At 74.3% G+C, this 15,236-nt stretch carries 11 protein-coding genes; 4 read left to right on the forward strand and 7 right to left on the reverse strand.

The annotated features are described in order from the left end of the window. Positions 1-41: 41 nt before the first annotated feature. From ACFWYM_RS00215 to ACFWYM_RS00240, 6 genes are all read right to left on the reverse strand, one after another. The gene (locus tag ACFWYM_RS00215; RefSeq protein WP_384828224.1) at positions 42-1,313 is read right to left on the reverse strand and encodes an aKG-HExxH-type peptide beta-hydroxylase; all 1,272 of its coding nucleotides are present in this window, start codon (positions 1,311-1,313) and stop codon (positions 42-44) included. Positions 1,314-1,367: 54 nt separating this feature from the next. Next, complete coding sequence (locus ACFWYM_RS00220) at positions 1,368-1,490, reverse strand: hypothetical protein (protein WP_384828226.1); 123 nt, start codon at positions 1,488-1,490, stop codon at positions 1,368-1,370. Positions 1,491-1,712: 222 nt separating this feature from the next. Then, on the reverse strand, positions 1,713-5,174 hold the full coding sequence (locus ACFWYM_RS00225; protein ID WP_384828228.1) for an SAV_2336 N-terminal domain-related protein: 3,462 nt from the start codon (positions 5,172-5,174) through the stop codon (positions 1,713-1,715). A gap of 5 nt (positions 5,175-5,179) precedes the next feature. Then, entirely contained in the window at positions 5,180-6,205 is a 1,026-nt protein-coding gene (locus tag ACFWYM_RS00230) for an AAA family ATPase (RefSeq protein WP_384828230.1), read from the reverse strand. A gap of 198 nt (positions 6,206-6,403) precedes the next feature. Next, a complete protein-coding gene (locus tag ACFWYM_RS00235) occupies positions 6,404-8,530 on the reverse strand; it encodes a trypsin-like peptidase domain-containing protein (protein WP_384828232.1) in 2,127 nt (708 codons plus the stop codon). After that, positions 8,527-9,018 (reverse strand): CU044_2847 family protein, encoded by a 492-nt coding sequence (locus ACFWYM_RS00240; RefSeq protein ID WP_384828234.1) that lies wholly within the window; start codon positions 9,016-9,018, stop codon positions 8,527-8,529. Before ACFWYM_RS00240 ends, ACFWYM_RS00235 begins: the two co-directional genes overlap by 4 nt. Positions 9,019-9,222: 204 nt before the next feature. Here ACFWYM_RS00240 and ACFWYM_RS00245 point away from each other — a divergent pair, with 204 nt between their 5' ends. Next, on the forward strand, positions 9,223-10,815 hold the full coding sequence (locus ACFWYM_RS00245) for an alpha/beta hydrolase (protein WP_384828236.1): 1,593 nt from the start codon (positions 9,223-9,225) through the stop codon (positions 10,813-10,815). A gap of 9 nt (positions 10,816-10,824) precedes the next feature. Here ACFWYM_RS00245 and ACFWYM_RS00250 read toward each other — a convergent pair whose 3' ends face one another. Further along, entirely contained in the window at positions 10,825-11,703 is an 879-nt protein-coding gene (locus ACFWYM_RS00250; protein WP_384828238.1) for a LysR family transcriptional regulator, read from the reverse strand. A gap of 207 nt (positions 11,704-11,910) precedes the next feature. Here ACFWYM_RS00250 and ACFWYM_RS00255 point away from each other — a divergent pair, with 207 nt between their 5' ends. The 3 genes from ACFWYM_RS00255 to ACFWYM_RS00265 all read left to right on the forward strand — a co-directional run bounded on the left by ACFWYM_RS00255 (position 11,911) and on the right by ACFWYM_RS00265 (position 15,102). Further along, positions 11,911-12,327 carry a pyridoxamine 5'-phosphate oxidase family protein gene (locus ACFWYM_RS00255; RefSeq protein ID WP_384828240.1) on the forward strand — a complete coding sequence of 139 codons (417 nt, stop codon included), beginning with the start codon at positions 11,911-11,913 and terminating at the stop codon, positions 12,325-12,327. A 164-nt stretch (positions 12,328-12,491) separates the two neighbouring features. Next, complete coding sequence (locus ACFWYM_RS00260) at positions 12,492-13,832, forward strand: acetyl-CoA carboxylase biotin carboxylase subunit family protein (protein ID WP_384828242.1); 1,341 nt, start codon at positions 12,492-12,494, stop codon at positions 13,830-13,832. Between the two features lies 1 nt (position 13,833). After that, the gene (locus ACFWYM_RS00265) at positions 13,834-15,102 is read left to right on the forward strand and encodes an MFS transporter (RefSeq protein ID WP_384828244.1); all 1,269 of its coding nucleotides are present in this window, start codon (positions 13,834-13,836) and stop codon (positions 15,100-15,102) included. Positions 15,103-15,236: the final 134 nt, after the last annotated feature.

Below are 15,236 nucleotides of genomic sequence, written 5' to 3' on the forward strand. Positions count from 1 at the left end.
GCACAGGTGCGCACCTCACGTCACTGATCGTCGCCACAGTGTCACCCACGGATACGGTGCGCCACACCGAGACGCGCGTGGCAGCGCGCCATCTCCGTCGTGAACTCCCGCCCGGCAACGGTCAGTTCATCTGATTCCAGCAGGATGGACAAGGCTTCGCCGACCTGCTCCCAAAGGGTGCCGAGCCGCTCGGCCGCTCGGCGCCGCCAGGACTCGGGGGTGCCCGCCGCGTCCCGGGACCGGTGCCAGAGGTCCGTCAGGGCGAGGTGGGCGTAGGCGCCTTGCAGGACGCCGGCGAGGGGGCGCGGGTCGGGGCGCCACCCGACGCGGTGCACGGCGCCGTCCACGCGCCGGTACAGGGGGGTGATGTCGTGCAGGACGGCGAGCTTGGTGTGGTGGATCTCGTGCACCAGTGATTCGGCCATGTCCTGCTCTCCGGCGGGCAGTCGGGCCAGGACGGCCCGGGGTGCGGCGCGCAGGGTGCCGCTCATGGGGACGGTGCTGCCGGGCCCGTCCGACGGCATGGGCACGATGACCCGCAGCGTCGCGCGGATCTCGGCGGCCCGGGCGGGGTCGGTCGCCGTCAGGAGGTCCTGGGTCTGCTGCCAGCACCGCGCCCACTGCGGATACGCGTCGTGCGCGCGGGTGGCGGCCGCGCCGCGGTAGGGGTCGAGGTCGTCGAGGACGACGCCGCTGCCGGGCAGGGTGCGCAGGGCGGACCAGCCCGGCCCCTCCCCGGGTGGGGGCGGTGGTCCGGGGCAGCTGGTGTGCGTGCCGCTGCCGGGCAGTTCGGCGTGGTGGCGGCCCGCGTCGTCGGCGAGGCGGGACAGGCCCGGGCGGATGTCGAAGTGGACCGTGCGGGAGGGGCAGTGCAGGACGCCGATGCCGGGCAGGGCGAGCGCGGGGGCGGGCAGGTCTCGGGTGCCGCTGTGCCGACAGCCCGCGCGGATGGCGGCGGCGAGGGCGAGGCCGCCGAGGTGGTCGAGGTGGCGCTCGAAGGCGGGGCCGTCCGGGGCGGTGAGGGCCGCGGCGAGCCAGGAGCCGGTCAGCGGGTAGTCGATGACGTCGCGGGCGGCCATCGGGTGGGTGCGCTCGGCCTGTTCCAGCAGGGCCCAGTCACGCTCGAAGCGCCGGCGCGCCTCCGGTGCGACGGCGCCGCCCGGGGCGTCGTGCTCGATGCGGGCGAGCAGGGACTTGAGCAGCAGCATGCGACGCGCGTGGACTCCGGCATGCAGTGCCAGCGCACCGACCGGCACGGGCCGGGTCCTGGCGATCTTGACGAAGACCGCGGCGGAGAAGGGACCGGGCGTCACCGGGACCGCCCTCCGCTCTGCGGCCGCCGCGCGAATCTGACCGGAAATAGCCCCTCAACTGGGTGTGTCTGTATCAGGGTTGGGGTCGAAATCGGGTCCGACGTACCAGGCGTCGCCGAGTTCGCGCGGGTGGCGCAGGACCTCTTCGACCGCGGCGCCGAGGTCCGCGTGGTCCATGGCACGCAATGTCCGCAGATCAACGCCGGAGAGATCAGGCGGGAGCGCAGGCTGTCCGGCGTCCTGATCGGGGCGGACCACCCTGTCCCTCTGCTCCCCCACCCTCGGCTCCTCCCTTTCGGCGCCTCTCCCGGGCGCCCCTGGCGACTGCACCTATCTTCCCGAGGCCGGAGAAGCAGAAACCTGTTCGACACAACTCCGGCCGCCTCTCGGCCCGCCACGTCAGGCTCCCCCGCCCCATGGCCACCACGGTGGCGACGCCCGGTTCCAGTCGTCCTCCTGCCACTGGTTCACGCTCACGGGGACGGCCGGTGCCGACTCCGGCTCCCGGACCCGACGGCGCGTCAACTCCACATCGGCCCAGTCGACTTCGTGGAGCTGCGCGACGAGCCGCTGCCACTGGGCGGCCGCCGCCTCGTACCGTCCGCGGGCCGCGTCGGGGCGGCCCATCAGGGCGAGAACCGCGCCCTGCCCGTGCAGCGCGCGGGCGACCGTCACCGCGCCGGGCCTGTCCTCGCCGTACGCCTCCAGGGCGTCCTCCTCGGCCTGCCGGTACGCCTGCAGCGCGTCCGCCCGTACGGGTGCCCCCGCCCGGCGCCACACCTCCAGGGCGACGCGCCCCAACTGCAGCCAGGCTTCCGCCCGTACGCGCAGATCGGCGGCGCCGCGCACGACCTGCCGCAGCAGGTGCCGGCTCTCGAACAGGTCGGGCAGGAAGCCGAGATGGCGGAAGCGCTGGGCCAGGGCGCTGCCGACCAGGCCCTGGAGGCGGCCGCGCGCCGGGGAGCGGGCGGGCAGCGCGGTGAGGGCCTCGCGCAGCACCCGCTCCGCGCGGTCCACGACCGCCCCGCCCTCCGGCGCCGCGGCGCGCCGCAGCAAGGACTCGCCCCATGCGGTGAGCAGCGTGGAGCGGGCGGGGCTGTCGGGGGCGGCGAGGCGGGACGCCGACTCGTAGCAGTGGTCGGCCGCGGAGTGGTCGCCGTCCGCGTCGTGCAGGGCCGCCCGGGCGGCGAGGACGCGCAGGCGCAGCTCCGGGTCGTCGCCCGCGGCCTCTTCGGCGCGGGCGAGCACGGCGGCGGTCTCGGCCGGGTCCGCGCCGGCGGCGCGCAGGGCTTCGGCCAGGTCGAGCAAGGGGGGACAGCGGGCGGAGTCGGGGGCTCCTTGTGCCTCCAACAGGGCGCAGCCCGCTCGTAGTTCGGGTACGGCCGCGGCCGGTTGCCCGTCGGCCAGGAGCAGGGTGCCGCGGCGCAGCCGCAGTGTCCTGCGGAAGGCTTCGGGCCACTCGTCCGCCGGTCCCGCGAGGACGTCGAGGGCCGCGCGCAGATGGGCGCCGTCGTCGGTGAGTTTCCATAACTCGTGGTGGACCGCGGCGAGTTCGAGGGAGGACTCGGCGTGCTCGGCCCCGCCCGGACCGGCGGCGCCGCGGGCCTGCGCCAGGACCTCGACGGCCTCGCGCAGCAGGGCGACGCGCTGCTCGGTGCCCCGCACCGATGCGGTGCCCGCCTCCGCCCGCAGGACCTGACCGAGCACGATTCCGGCGCGCATGGCGTCTCCTTGACGTGGCGTCATTTTCACCGCGCTGTCCCGCAGGGCCGCCCGCGCGTTGTCCTTGGCCCGGCGCAGGGCGGACGGGTCTCCCTGCTCGCGCCACTGTCCGAGCAGGCGTCGTGCCTTCGCGACGGAGACGGCGGCGGCCGCGGCGCCCGGCGTCAGGCCCGCGCCGCCGCCCGGAGGGGCCTCGCGCTCGGGGCGGTAGAAGCCCAGCACCCGTGCGGGGATCTGCGCAAAGAGCTCGGACTCGACGCCGCCCGCCACCCGGTGGGGCGCGTCCCCGTCGGTGGGCCGCGCGGCGTCCTGGTCCGGTTCCTGACCGGCGAGGCGGGCGGCGGCCAGGGCCGCGAAGTTACGGGTCCCCTTGCCGAAGTGCCGCTCCACATAGGCGGAACAGTGCTTGAGGACGAGGCCCGCCACGTCGCGGTTGAGGGAGGCGAGCAGGAGCTCCTGGATCCGCTCCGGGTAGACGAAGCAGGGGCGCGACTCGGTGCCGGGCAGCTGCTGGAGCAGCCCGCCCAGGAGCACCTCGGCGAGCTCGGTGGGCCCGGTGTCGGGCACCATTGCGCGCTGGACGAGCTGCATCACGGGCAGCACGAGCGGGGCCGCCGCCAGGTGCACGGCGAGACGGACCGCGCCGGGTGACGCGGTGGCCCGGAAGGCCCGCAACAGATCCTCGGCGGTGCGTCCGCCCATGACGGCCGCGGGCCCGGCCTGCCGCCCCGACGCGGCACTTGCGGCGGGCGCCGCGCTCCCCGACCCGGACGACCCGGACGACCCGTATCCATGGGCCGACGCCTCACCTTCCGCCCGGGACGCGGACCCGGCAGCCGACCCCTCACCCTCCACCCCGGACACACGCCCGGCAGCCGACGCCTCACCCTCCACCCGGGATGCGGACGCGGACGCGGACGCGGAAGCCGACGCCTCACTCGCCGCCCCAGCCACGGAACTCTCCGCCGGCCCCACCCCGCCACCACGCACGACACGCGGCGCCCGCACCCGCGCCACCCACACCCGTTCGGCGCCGCCGCCCGGTCCCGACAGCAGCCGTGCCCACGCCGCGAACGCCTCCGGGGTCGGTTGCAGGACCGGCACCGGGCGTTCCGTCACTCTCCGGTTGCCGTTGCTCAACTCCTGTTCCAGCCAGGGGATTTCGTCCGGCTGGAAGGTCGTGTGGCCGCCGGGCTCGGCGGCGCGTACGAGCAGGCCCGGTTCGGCGGGGAGCGCCGTGCGGCCCCACAGCCGGGCCGGCAGCGGCTGGACGACGGCCAGCGGGGCGGCGCGCGGCCAGCCGTGCAGGAGGCGCTGGGCGCTGCCGCGCTGCCACAGCGGGCCCACGCAGTCGCTGACGACGAGGGTGAGGCGGCGGCCCGTGGGGTCGTGGAACTGGTCCGCCGGGCGCAGCCGGGTGTGGCGGCCGGGGCCCGACGCGGTGCCGATGAGGGGCGCGTCGTCGCCCGTGCCCGGCGGGGCGTGGAGCTGGTGGACCTGGACGTCACGGAAGACGCCGGACTGTTCGCACGCCTGGCGCAGCTCCTCGACCATCCGCTCCCACACGGCCATCGCCGGGCCGGTGTCCATGAGCAGGTGCAGATCGGCGCGGTGGCGGCGGGCGGCGCCGAGGACGGGGGCGAGGACGCCCGTCATGGCGGTGCGCTGGGCGGTCGCCTCCTCGTCGAGCCTGCCGTCGCCGGGGCGGGCCGGGGCGGCGCCGTAGCGGCTCAGGGGCCGCAACGCCCGCTGCAGGCCGAGCAGTCCGGGCAGCGCGGCCGCGGCGGGTGCGCGCACCCGGAAGGCGGGTTCGCCGTCGGCGGTGTCGGTGCGGGACGTGTCGGCGGGGAGGTGGAGCGGGACCGTGCCGGAAGAGGGGCCGCGCGCGGGCCGGTGCGCGCTCTCGTGGTCGGGGTCCGTCCGGGCGTCGGGCGAGGTCGGTGCGTCGCGGGCCGCGCCGGGCCGCTCGTCCGTGTGCGCGGACGGCGCGTCGGGGTCGCCGGGGCCCGGGGCGGCCGGGCCCGGTCCGTGCGGGAGCCACTGGGCCAGCCACACGGCGTCCGCGAGCTGCTCGGCGGTGGGTTCGAGGCCGCCGCCGCGCAGCCTGCCGACGAGCTCTCCCAGCCGCACCCGGCGCATCCGGCTCACCTCGAACGGTCGAGGGGCTGCAGGAGCAGGTCCGCGATGCGCTCGCGGGTCAGGCGCTCGGCGTGCGGGGCGTGCTGGGTGAGGAAGAGGGCGTTGAGGAGCTGGTCGGCGGCGATGATCTCGCCCGGTTCGCGGTCGAGGAAGCGGTCGATGAGATCGCGGCTCTCGGTGATGCTCTCGCCGCCGAGGTGCGCCTCGACCATCGCGGTGAGCTGTTCCTCGCCGGGCGGTTCGAGCTCCAGCTGGACGCAGCGGCGCAACAGCGGTGCGGGGAAGTCCCGTTCGCCGTTCGACGTGAGCACGATGAAGGGGAACGCCGTGCAGGCGACCCGGCCGCCGTGCACCGTGACCTTGCGGCCGTCGTCGGTGAGGACCTCCACCTCGGGCTCCCGGTCGGCGATGCGCTCCAGCTCCGGTATCGCGAACTCGCCCTCCTCCAGGGCGTTCAGGAGGTCGTTGGGGAGGTCGAGGTCGCTCTTGTCGAGCTCGTCGATGAGCAGCATGCGGGGCTGCTCGGAGGGCAGCAGGGCGGTGCCGAGCGGGCCGAGCCGGATGTAGGAGCCGATGCCGGAGGGCGCGGCCGCCGCGACCGCGTCCCCCGACTGCCCCTGCGCACGCTCCAGTTGGACGTCCTGGAGGCGGCCGATGGCGTCGTAGCGGTAGAGGCCGTCCTGGAGGGTCGTACGGCTGACGATGGGCCAGCGCAGGACCCGGCCGAGCCCCAGCTCGTGGGCGACCGCGTAGGCGAGCGTGGACTTGCCGCTGCCGGGGTTGCCGGTGACGAGGAGCGGGCGGCGCAGATAGAGCGCCGCGTTGACGGCGTCCGTCTCGGCGGGCCGGGGCGCGTAGTTCTCCACGAGGCGGCGGCGGAAGCCGAGCCTGCGGGCGGTGGTGGGATCGGCGGTGGCGGCATCCGGTCCGGCCGCCGCCGCGGCGAAGTCGCGCCAGGGGGGCGGCGGGGGCAGGCGCCGCAACCCGTCATGCGGCTCTCCGACTCCGCGGTAGATCCGCCAATCGTTCACCGTGGGCTCCTCCCGGCTCTGGTGATCATGCGGCGGGCACAGCGCGTGCGGCGTACGACGTTACCGTCCCGCGCACCTGCCTGCCGAGCATCCTTCGCGCTTCCTTCGCGCTTCCTTCGGCTTGCGTGCCTCACTATGAACAGTCTTTTACCGAACGCTCTTTGACCAACCGTCACAGCTGCGTCTCGGCCCTCGGGGCTACGTCCCGGCGATCGGTGGCGGCGTCATCTGCCCCCCTCCGTACGGCTCGTGGTCGGCCGGATCCAGGAGCACGGCGATGTTCCGTGCCCAGCCGCTGCTCGCCCTGGTCTCCGGCTCGGCGTCCGGGTCGGCGTTCTGGATGCGCAGCCTGCGGATATGGCGGTGCAGGCCGTCGGCGCGGCCCGCCTTTTCCAGGAGTTCCCCCGCTTTGACGCGGAATTCCTGGCAGTCCTCGTGGTCGCGCCCGTCCCGGCGCCACAGGGCCAGCGGATGGCCCGCCGCCAGGGTGGCCGACATGGCGACACAGCCGTCACCGCCGCCGACGGGGCCGCAGTAGACGGGGACACAGCCGTCGGCGCCGTCGCGCTCCGGGTCCGAAAGCCGGTCGTACGCGGCCAGTCTGCTCTCCTTGCGGACGCCGGGCGCGTGCCCGTGGGCCACGACCTCACGGCGCATCGGCACGGCGGTGAGCGGACCGCGCTCGGCGGCGGCCCAGAGGCGGCGCCTCTCGGGGCTCGCCGGTAACTCGCTGCGGCGCCGGGCCCGGATGACGACGGTGCGGCGCAGGCCGAGCGGCAGCGAGTGTTCGTCGAAGGGGTCCGCGGCACCGTCGGAGCCATCGGCGCCGTCAGGGTCCGCGGCCCGCAGTCGCCACATGTCGATCGGCAGGTCGAACAACTCCGGTGGCAGCAGGGCCTCCACCGCGGCCAGGTGTTCGCCGCGGTCGCCGTGGCTGAGCGCGTAGGCCAGCCATTCGCGGAGGGCGGCCTCGAGGCGGGCCCGGGGCACGCCCCGGTCGTCGTCGCGGACGGATCTCTCGACCTGTCCGTCCCGGAGCAGCAGCACCCGCCACGGGTAGCGGCCGTAGACCTCATCGCCGATCTCGATGCGGACGTCGACGCGGGTCGTCGGGTCCTGCGGCTGTGCGGACGCCGCCGCGGGCGCGTCCGCACGCTCACCCCCGCCGACGAGGAGCGGCCGCACGATCTCCACGATCTCCTCGCGGATCACCTGGTGCGCGGACTCAGCCTGCCCCATGACCAGGCGGGCGAGTTCGCGCAGGGCGGCCGGGTCCGCCTCCTCGCGGCGCGTGCGGTCGAGACGGCTCACCACCTTCGCCGCGTACAGGAGCACCGCGTCGAGGTCGTGCGCGGGCCCGGTCGTGGCGTCGCGCAGGTCCGGCAGGCCGTGCAGCCGCCCGGCGCCCTCGCGCCAGGTGTGCGGCTGCTCCTCGTCCAGCAGGGGGAAGTAGTCGTCGCGCAGCATCCGGGACTTGACCTCGTCGACGAGGTCAAGCACGTCCATCGGCCCCCGCGGCGGCGGGAGTTGGGAAAGGCCGTCGTACAGGTGCGCACGCAGCGCCGGAGCGAGGCCGGCCGCGCCCGGGGGGCTCAACCACGCCTGGATCCGGGGCCAGCACGCCTTCACGAGGGGGTTGAGGAGCCGCTCCCGGTGATGGCGGTCGTGCTCCCGTATCACCTCGTGCAGGACGTGTCCGCCCGGCAGGCCGTACAGCTCCCGCAGGGCCGAGATCGGCACCGCGGCTCCCTCGCCCCGCCCGCGGCCCTTGTTGAGCCCGATCACCGCGCCGTTCGCCAGATCGACCACCGGCCCGCCTGACGCACCGTCAACCGGCAGGCTCCCGCCGAACAGCAGCGCGTCCCCGTCCAGCGCGTGGCTCTCGCCGATGCCGTGCCGCAGCGCGAGCTCACCGGTCTCCGTCGACCAGCCGTACGAGGAGATGGGCCCGGGAATGGCCAGGGGACGCTCGCTGAGCCAGACGCAGGACGCGTCCGTCGCCGCCGGCACCTCGACCAGGGCGAGGTCGGGAAAGTCCCAGCTCGACCTGTCCGAACTCCGCTGCTCCGGCCGGGGTTTGGCGAGGACGACCTTGCCGGTGGTGGTGCCGCCCTCCCAGGTGACGCCGACGGCGTGCTCGTTCCGCCACACCCGGCCGCCCCCCTTTCCCACGACATGGGCGCAGGTCAGCAACCAGCCGGGGGCGATGAAGAAGCCGCTGCCCCAGTAACTGCCCCGGTGGTGGTCACCGTGCGGGGCATACCCGTCACGCGGCGCCTCGATGCGCGCGATCGAACGGCGCACGAGCGCGTGCAGGGGGCTCACCCGGCGCTGCCCGGCGGCGACGGGGGCACCCGGGTGGTTCCCGGCGCAGCCGGCCCGTGCTCGGTCCAGGTCAGCGAGACCGAGAGGGTGGCCCGTCCGCCCGCGCTCGCAAGGACGCCGACGATCTTCCCTGACTGGGCGGAGAGTTCGATGCCGAAGTTCACCGCGACCTCGACGGGACCGGTGCGCCCCGCGGTGTCCGGCTCCGGCCCCGCGGGTGCCAGTCCGGCGCGCAGGGACCGCACCACTCCCCCGACGACGTCGGAGAGCCCGTCGACCATGGCGAGCACGCGCTCGCCCGCGCCGGTGTCCTGATACCCCCCGCTGCTGTCGTCCTGATGTCCCCCGCTTCCGGTGTCCTGATATCCCCCACGGTCCTGCCCTCCCCCGTGCTGCTGCTCCCTGTGCGCCGGGCCGTCCGCCTCCCCGATCCTGGCCCAGATCACCGTGCCGTCATCAAGCCGTATCCGCTCGACCCCATCGCTCACAGCGCCCCCGTCCGTTTCCGTCACAGCGGTGGGCCAGCAGGCTAACTCTCCGCAACGCCATGTGCGAGGGAGCCGTGGGTCCGGCCGTAGCAGGCGAATTCAGACCGAATCCCTTTGAACCCCTCCTTCCGGGACGCCGGTTCCGGGACGATGCGGCCAGGGCCGCGGCACCCGCGGCCCCAACCCTCCGTCTGGGGAGGCCAGATGAAGAAACGCGCAGTCGCTCTGTGCGGGATCGCCGCCCTCACCGCGGGCATGGTCGTGACGACCACGGCCGCGGGCGCCGATGCCGAGCCAGACCGGTCGACCTCGCGCACCACCACGCACCTGACCTGGAAGAAGTGCGGTACGGCGGACTATCCGGCGCTGCAGTGCGCGTCGTTGAAGGTGCCGCTCGACCACGCCGACCACGCGGGGCGGCAGATCACCCTCGCCCTGTCCCGCATCCCGCACACCGCGAAGAAGTCCCAGGGCCCGCTCCTGGTGAACCCGGGCGGCCCCGGCGGCAGCGGGCTCACGCTCGCCGGGTTCGTGGCGAAGAACCTGCCGAAGAAGGTCGCCGCGCAGTACGACGTCATCGGCTTCGACCCGCGCGGCGTCGGCAAGAGCGAGCCGGCGCTCGACTGCAAGCCGGGGCACTTCAACCCGGTGCGGCCGCCGAGCGTGCCGACGACGAAGGAGATCGAGCAGGCGAACAAGAAGCGCGCGGCGTCCTTCGCCAATGCCTGCGACGACAAGTACCGCGACATCCTGCCGTTCATCGACACGGTGAGCACCGCCAAGGACCTGGACCTGATCCGGGCGGCGCTCGGCGCGAAGAAGCTCAACTACTTCGGCTACTCGTACGGCACGTACCTGGGCGCGGTCTACGCGAAGTACTTCCCGCACCACGTACGGCGTCTCGTGCTCGACTCGATCGTCGACCCCGACGGCGTCTGGTACCGGGACAACCTCGACCAGGACTACGCCTTCAACGCCCGGCACCAGGCGTTCATGGCGTGGGTCGCCAAGTACGACGCGACGTACAAGCTGGGCAAGGACCCGGCGAAGATCGAGGCCAAGTGGTACGCCATGCGGAAGGCGGTCACCAAGAAGCCCGCGGGCGGCAAGGTCGGCGCGGGCGAGCTGGAGGACACGTATCTGCCCGGCGGCTACTTCAACGGCTACTGGCCGTACCTGGCCGAGGCGTTCGCCGCGTACGTGAACAAGCACGACGCGGACCCGCTGGTCGAGGCGTACGAGAACTTCGCCGCGATCGACGCCTCCGGTGACAACGGCTACAGCGTCTACGCGGCCGTGCAGTGCCGGGACGCCTGGTGGCCGCGCGACTGGAACCACTGGCGCCAGGACAACACGAAGGTGCACGCGAAGGCGCCGTTCACCACGTGGAACAACGCCTGGTACAACCTGCCGTGCCTGTACTGGTCGGTGCCCCCGCTGAAGCAGGCCGACGTCAGCAACTCGTCGCTGCCACCGGTGCTGCTGTTCCAGGCCACGGACGACGCGGCCACCCCGTACGGCGGCGGCGTCAGGGTGCACCAGCTGCTGCGCGGCTCGAGCCTGGTCGTCGAGCAGGGCGGCGGCAACCACGGCATCACGCTCAGCGGCAACGCGTGCCTGGACAAGTACCTGGCGACGTACCTCGACACCGGCAAGGTGCCGCGCAGCGGCGGCGAGATCGACGCGGTCTGCGCGAAACTCCCGGACCCGAAGCCACTGAGCACGAGGGGCTCGACGGGTTCGTCCGGGTCCACGGGCGGGGCGGCCCTGCACGGGCTGCTCGGGTTCCGGGGCTGAGGGCGCCGCTCATTCCGCCCCCCGCACGTACTCCGCGAACCGCGCCAGTACGGGGTTCGGGTCCTCCGCGCGCCGTGCGAAGGAGACGGGGTAGCGGGGCGGGGTGCCGGTGAAGCGGTGGATCGTGACCTCGGGCGGGCAGAGTTTGCGGGCCCGGCCGAGGTCCATCACCGAGACCCCGGTCCCCTCGGCGACCGACGCGACGACCTGCTCGAAGTCCGGCTCCTCGGCGACGATGTGCGGCGGCCGGTCCGGCCAGACGTCGGCGAGCAGCTCCTCGTACAGCACCGGGCCCGCCTCCCTCGGCCACAGCACGACCGGCAGTCCGCGCAGGTCGCGGCGGGTGAGGCGGTCGTGGTCCGCCAGGGGGTGGCCGGGGGGCATGATCACGGCGGCTTCCTCCTCGGCGATCACCGTGGCGTCGATGCCCGGTTCGCGGATCACCCCGCGTACGAAGGCGGCATCCAGGTCGCCGTCGGCCAGGCGCCGCAGGCACCAGGACGACATGCCGGTGGTGACCGAGACCGAGACGTCGTCGTGGTCCTTGCGGAAGGCGCGGATCAGGTCGGTGACCCGGTCGTCGGCACCCGATCGCGAGTACGCGAGCCGCAGCCGCCCGTGTCTGCCGTCGGCCACCGCCCTGACCCGGTCGGCGAGTTCACCGGCCGCCGTCAGCAGGGGTTCGGCGCCGTCGCGCAGTGCCTGGCCCGCCGGGGTCAGGGCCACGCCCTGCGGGGTGCGGTCGAGCAGGGACACCTTCAGTTCCTGCTCCAGGACCTTGATCTGCTGGCTCAGGCCGGGCTGCGCGATGTTCAGCTCCGCGGCGGCCCGCCCGAAGTGCCGGTGCCGGGCCAGCACCACGAAGTACTTGAGTCGGCGCAGCTCCATGACGGCATCCTAAGAAGCCTCCGTGCGGCCGGGCCAGCCGTGCCGCGCAGACTTCATGGGCTGTACACACAGTCACGCCGCCGGACCCGATAAGCAACGGTGATCGGCGCCGAGAAAACGTCTATTGGACCCGCGTCCGGGTGCCCCGCAGGCTGGGACGACATGAGCGAGCGGGGGAGAACGGGACGTGACGTACGGATGCGGCCGATGGCAGCGGCGGAGCTCGAGGCGTTCCTGGCCGAGGTGCGCGTGGCCGTCGTCAGCGTCGCGGGCGAGGACGGCCGGGCACCGCTGTCGGTGCCGATGTGGTACGCCTACCGGCCCGGCGGCGACATCACGCTGATCACTCCGCTGGACAGCCGCAAGGCCCGGCTCGTGGCACGGCACCGGCGCCTCTCGCTCTGTGTGCAGGACACCGAGCCGCCGCGCAGGTACGTCACCGTCGAGGGGTCCGTCGTGGAGTTCCGGGCGCCCGCCACCGAGGCGGAGCGCCGCGCGCTCGCGCACCGGTATCTGGGGGTGGAGGCGGGCGACGCCTTCGTGGACGGGAGCGCCGGTGCCACCGCGCGCTCGGTCCTCATCCGCGTACGGCCGCTCTCGTGGCTGTCGCGCGGTCCGGCCTGAACCACGACGCGACCACGCCGCGCCGTGCTGCCGTGTCCGCGCAGCGCCGCCGCGACCGCAGGGCTGCCCGGATCACGCTGCGCTCCCTGCATCCCCCCCCCACTCTCACCGCCCGCGTGTCCGAACTACGCCCGCGTGCCGGGCGCGAACAAAGGGAGACCGAGGTGGCCCACCTCGTATTCGTCGAGATCACCGCGCTGGGCGTGCAGTCCATCGCGTACGCCAAGCGGCAGGGGCACGAAGTGACCTTGCTGCGCTCACCGTTGTACGACTTCATCACCCCGCCCGCCGAGCGCGCCGAGGCCGAGCGGCTCGCCGACCGCACCCTGCACGCGCCGGACCTGCAGGACGTGGAGGTGCTCCGCGCGCTGCTCGCCGAGCACGGTATGGGGCCCGGCGACGTGGACGCCGTGCTCTCCACGCTGTCGCTGTGCGTGCTGCCCGCCGCCCGGCTCGCCGAGCGGCTCGGTGCCCGCGGCACTCCGTACGAGGGCGCCGCCGCGGCCCGGGACAAGGGGCGCTGCCGGGAGATCCTGCGGGCGGCGGGGGTGCCCAGTCTGGGCTTCGCGGTGGTCAGCGCGCTCCCCGAGGCGCTGCGGGCCGCGGACACCATCGGCTACCCGGTGGTGATCAAACCGGTGTCCGGCGTCGGCAAGGCGGTCACCAGCATCGTCGCGGACGCGGCGGGGCTGCGGGCCCACTTCGCGGACGCCGCCGAGGAGTTGCGCTCGATGGAGCCCGGGCTTGCCGCCGAGCTCGACGAGCGCTACATCGTCGAGGAGCTCGCGGTCGGCGAGCTGTACTCCGTGGAGGTCGCCGCCGACGGGGAGCGGTTCACGCCGCTGGTCGCGGTGGGCCGGAAGATGGGCCGCGACAACCCGGTCCTGGAGCTCGGCTGCACGGTGCCGTCCGGGCTCCCGGCCGCGGAGGAGGCCGAACTCGGCGCGTATGCGGCACAGGTGTGCCGGGCGCTCGGGCTCGGCCTCGGGATCTTCCATGTCGAAGTCATGCGTACGGCACGGGGGTTCAGGCTGATCGAGACCAACCCACGGATCTCCGGGGGGTCGTTGCCCGACTCGGTGCGCCTGGCCACCGACCGCAGTCTCTTCGAGATCCTGGTCGACCTCTTCCTGGGCGCGCCGACGCCCTCGGGTCCGCTGCCCTGGCGGCGGGCGGCCAGCCACACGTTCCTGGCCGCCGCGCACGACACCGTCGTACCGGCCGACCTGGCCGCCGACTGGTTCGAGGAGTTCCGGCCGCGCCTGCACTCCGGCTTCAGCCGCGCCGTTCCGGGTGGCCGACTCCGCGCCATGAACGGCAACTTCGACCCCTTCGGCCTGATCCGCGTGCTCGACACGGACCCGGACCGTGCCGCCGAGGAGTGCGCTCGGGTGCGCGGGGACATCGAGAAACGCCTCGGCTTCCCGCTGACGGCCGTGGCGGAACGGGCCCTGACAGGGGCGGCGGCAGCGGAGTCGGCGGCAGCACAGAGCGGCGGGCACTGAGATGTCCACCACCCCCCACCCCGCCAACACCCTGCTCCGCTACCTCCTCACCGCCTCCCTCGTCCGCACCGCCAGCGGCGGCGCCGCCGTCGGGCTGTTCAGCCTGGCCGTCCGGGGAAGCGGGGGCGCCGGCCTCGGCGGGCTGCTCGCCGCCCTGCTCACCGCGCCCTACGTCGCCGGGCCCTGGCTGGCCGGGGTGCTCGACCGGGCGCGCGACGGGCGCCGGGTACTGGCCGTCTCCTTCGTCGTGTTCGGGGCCGCGCTGGCCTCGGCCGCGCTGTTGCTCGGCCGGGTCCCGGCCGCCCTCGTGGCCGTGCTCGTCGGTGTCGCCGGGCTGTGCGGGCCGCTGGTCACCGGCGGGCTGAGCAGTCGGCTCGCCGCCCTGGACGGGCTCGCGGCGCGGGCGCAACGGCGGGCCGAGGGCTGGGACTCGGCGACGTACGGCATCGGCAACACGCTCGGCCCGGCGGCCGTGGGTGCCGCGGGCGCGGTCCTCGGTCCGCGCGGCGCCGTGGTCTGTCTCGGGGTGGCGGCGGTGCTCGCCGCGTTCGCCGTGCTCAGCCTGCCCGCCGTCGAACCGGCCGGCCGGGGCGCCGATGGACGCGGAGCCGAACCCCTGCGCGTGCGGCAGACGTTCCGCGTCATCGCGTCCGTCGGACCGCTGCGCCGCGTCATGCTGGCGATGGCGCTCACCGCGCTCGTCGCGGGCGGCATCACGGTGCTCGCGACCACCCTGGGGCGGCAGCTCGGCGGGGGCGCGGGGGCGGGCGCCGCGCTCGCCGCGGTCTACGGGTTCGGCTATCTCGGCGGCTCGGTCCTGGTCGGCATCGTGCCGCTGCCGGGCGAGCCGGAGCGGACCTCCATCGTGCTGGTCGCGGTGAGCGCGGGCGCGGTGGCCTGCTGTGCCGTGGCGCCGGGGTACGCCGTGGCGGTGGCCGCGTTCGCCGCCGCCGGTGCCGCGAGCGCCCTGCTGTTCACGGCGACGCTGGCGGTGCGGTCGGTGTACGCGCCGCCCGCCGCCCGGGCGCAGGTGTATGTGTCGATGGGGGCCCTGAAGATGGCGGTGTCCTCGGCGGGCACCGCCGTGGCCGGCAGCCTGATGGGGCTCGGTCCGCGCACCCTCCTCGGTGCCGGAACGGCCGTCACGCTGCTGGCCCTTGCCGCCGTCCTCGCCGACCGGCGCCTCGCCCTGCGGCGCACCGAGCGGAAAAGCGACGGGATTTCATCGGCACGCAACAATACCGGCCGATTTCCCTCAGAAATTTCTTGACGGGCCGACCACCGAGCACAAATAATTGTGGGCATGCGACAGGGAACTGACGGACCGGGGGCAGCGTCAGCGGATTTCTTCCGCAGCTGCCCTCGTTCATCCTGTCGCTTTTCCCGCTGATCCCGCCACACTCC

This window comes from Streptomyces sp. NPDC059009, from assembly GCF_042740175.1.
Classification (GTDB): domain Bacteria; phylum Actinomycetota; class Actinomycetes; order Streptomycetales; family Streptomycetaceae; genus Streptomyces.